The following is a 2,723-nucleotide window of genomic DNA, read 5'->3' on the forward strand; positions in this document are numbered from 1 at the left end:
CTACAAGCTACGGCCATCGTAACCCGCAGGCGATGGCGGTGCGTCCCGAGACGGGCGCGATCTGGCAGTGCGAACACGGCGAGGAGGACGGCGACGAGATCAACGTCGTCGAGCGCGGCGGCAACTACGGCTGGCCGATAGCGACCGAGGCGTGCCGCTACGGGACCGACGATCCCCTCGCGCCACCCCACGACGACCGCGACGACGTGACCGGGCCGATTCACTACTGGCGCTGCGGCTCCGAGGGATTCCCGCCGAGCGGGGCCGTCTTCTATGACGGCGACGCGTTCCCCGAGTGGCGCGGCGACCTCTTCGCCGGCACGCTCGCGTCGCAGTACCTCGGACGGTTCACGGTCGAGGGTGCGGGTGCCGAGGGGGCGTCGGTGACGGAGCGCGGTCCGCTGCTCGACGATCAGGAGTGGCGCATGCGTGCGGTCGCGGTCGAGCCGGCCACGGGCCACCTCTACGTCGTGGTCGACGCCGGCGACGCGCCGATCGCGCGGATCGTACCGGACTGAGGACCGTCGCCGCCTCGGCGTGAAGGCCAGTATCGTCCCGGCGTGAAGGCCGTCGCTGTCTCGGCGTGGCCCCAACCACCGCGGTGACAGTTCGCACGGTCTCGGGGTCGAAATCGACCGCCAGACCCCGTGTGAACGCGGCACAGCCGGAGATCGGGACCGCTATCCTTTTACGGTGCCGTCCGAAATCGAGGGGTACAGTCTCGCCACGATGCGTACCGAAGACGGGCTCACGATCTGTGTTCCGTCTTCGCTCGTCCGGGAAGCCGAGGACGACCGCGAGGCGACTCGCAAACTCGGCTACGTCGCCCGTGCGGCGGCGGTGTTCCGGGCGGATCGGCTCGTCGTCTTCCCCGACCGGGAAGGCGACGGTCGACGGGGCGGGGAGTACGTCCGCACCGTGCTGGGGTACGCCGCGACGCCCCCGGAGCTCCGAAAGGACCTCTGGGGCCAACGCGACGAACTCCGGTACGTCGGTGTACTCCCCCCGCTCCGCGTGCCGTGGCGGACCGGCTCGACCCCTAGCGGGGGAGAGTCGAAAACACAGGGACTCGTGACCGAGGTCGGACCTGAAGGCCGCGTCCGGGTCAATTCCCCGCTGCGGGAACACCCGATCTCCCTGCTCGTTCCCTCCGACATGGAGGTCGAGCAGGGGGAGCGCGTCACCATCAGGGTCTCTTCGAGAGAACCGGTCCGCGCCCGCATCGCCGGGAAGCCCGAGGAGGGTTTCCAGGTCGTGGCCGCGGACCTGTCGGAAGCGCTCGCCGGCGACGGACTGGCCGTCGCGACGTCGCGACACGGAGCAGAACTCTCCGTCTCGCGGCTCGGCGACCTCGTCTCGGACGCGCGGAAGGCCGGCGGGTACACCGTCGCCTTCGGCGCGCCCGAGCGGGGGCTTCCGGAGATGCTCGGGCTTTCGCCCGACCGCATTCGGGCGGCCGTCGCCGACGGCCGCTCGGTCGAACCCGATCCGGGGTTCGACCTCTGGCTGAACACGATCCCGGCACAGGCGAGCGAGGTCGTCCGGACGGAGGAGGCTCTGTTCGCGACCCTCGGCTCGCTCACACTCACGGAGTAAACACATGCCACAACCAAGCCGACCACGAAAAGGCTCGCTGGGCTACGGCCCGCGCACCCGCGCAGAGAGCGAGGTGCCGCGCATCCGTTCGTGGCCAGAAGACGATGGGGCCCCTGCGCTGCAGGGCTTCGCCGGCTACAAAGCCGGAATGACCCACGTCATGATGGTCAACGACGAGGCGAACTCGCCGCGTGAGGGAATGGAGGAAGCCGTTCCCGTCACCGTCGTCGAGACGCCGCAGATGTACGCCGTCGCCGTGCGCGCCTACGAAGAGACGCCGTACGGACAGAAGCCGGTCGCAGAGGTCTGGAGCGGCGAGTTCCACGAGGAGCTCGACCGCGCGCTCGACCTGCCGGCCGAAGACACCTTCGAGACCGACGCGGAGGAACTGCGCGCGCTGCTCGACGACGACGTCGTCGACGACGTGCGCGTCATCACCCACACCGCGCCCTCGGATCTCTCGAACGTACCCAAGAAGAAGCCCGACGTCATGGAGACGCGCGTCGGCGGCGGCTCCCTGGAGGAGCGCGCCGACTTCGCGCTTGATCTCGTTTCCGAGGGCGGTGCCCACGAGTTCGGCGACGTCTTCCGCGCGGGGCAGTACACCGACGTCTCCGGCATCACGAAGGGCAAAGGGACGCAGGGCCCCGTCAAGCGGTGGGGCGTTCAAAAGCGGAAGGGCAAACACGCCCGTCAGGGATGGCGGCGTCGGATCGGTAACCTCGGTCCGTGGAACCCCTCTCGCGTCCGCTCGACCGTGCCCCAGCAGGGCCAGACCGGCTACCATCAGCGCACCGAGCTCAACAAGCGCCTCATCGACTTCGGCGAGGGCGACGACGCCTCCGTCGACGGCGGCTTCGTCAACTACGGCGAGGTCGACGGCGAGTACGCGCTCATCAAGGGCTCGCTGCCGGGACCGGACCAGCGCCTGCTTCGCTTCCGCCCGGCCATCCGGCCGAACGACCAGCCGCGCCTCGACCCCGAGGTCCGGTACGTTTCAACCGAATCCAACCAGGGATAACCAATGAACGCAACAGTACACGACCTGGACGGCGACGAGGCGGGCAGCATCGATCTGCCGGCCGTCTTCGAGACCGCGTTCCGACCGGACCTCATCGGTCGCGCGG

At 69.3% G+C, this 2,723-nt stretch carries 3 protein-coding genes and 1 pseudogene; all 4 read left to right on the plus strand.

The features are described 5' to 3' along the window. Nucleotides 1–518 (plus strand): PQQ-dependent sugar dehydrogenase (locus BN903_RS14970; protein ID WP_048078491.1); only part of this gene is annotated, 518 nt, incomplete at its 5' end. 211 nt (nt 519–729) lie between these two features. After that, nucleotides 730–1,596, plus strand: coding sequence for a putative RNA uridine N3 methyltransferase (locus BN903_RS14975; RefSeq protein ID WP_048078492.1), 867 nt, complete (start codon nt 730–732; stop codon nt 1,594–1,596). Between the two features lie 4 nt (nt 1,597–1,600). Further along, nucleotides 1,601–2,617 carry a 50S ribosomal protein L3 gene (locus BN903_RS14980; RefSeq protein WP_048078490.1) on the plus strand — a complete coding sequence of 339 codons (1,017 nt, stop codon included), beginning with the start codon at nt 1,601–1,603 and terminating at the stop codon, nt 2,615–2,617. 3 nt (nt 2,618–2,620) lie between these two features. Next, nucleotides 2,621–2,723 (plus strand): annotated as a pseudogene (gene rpl4lp / locus BN903_RS17030) (50S ribosomal protein L4); the annotation flags it as partial.

The sequence above is a fragment of the Halorubrum sp. AJ67 genome (assembly GCF_000513435.1).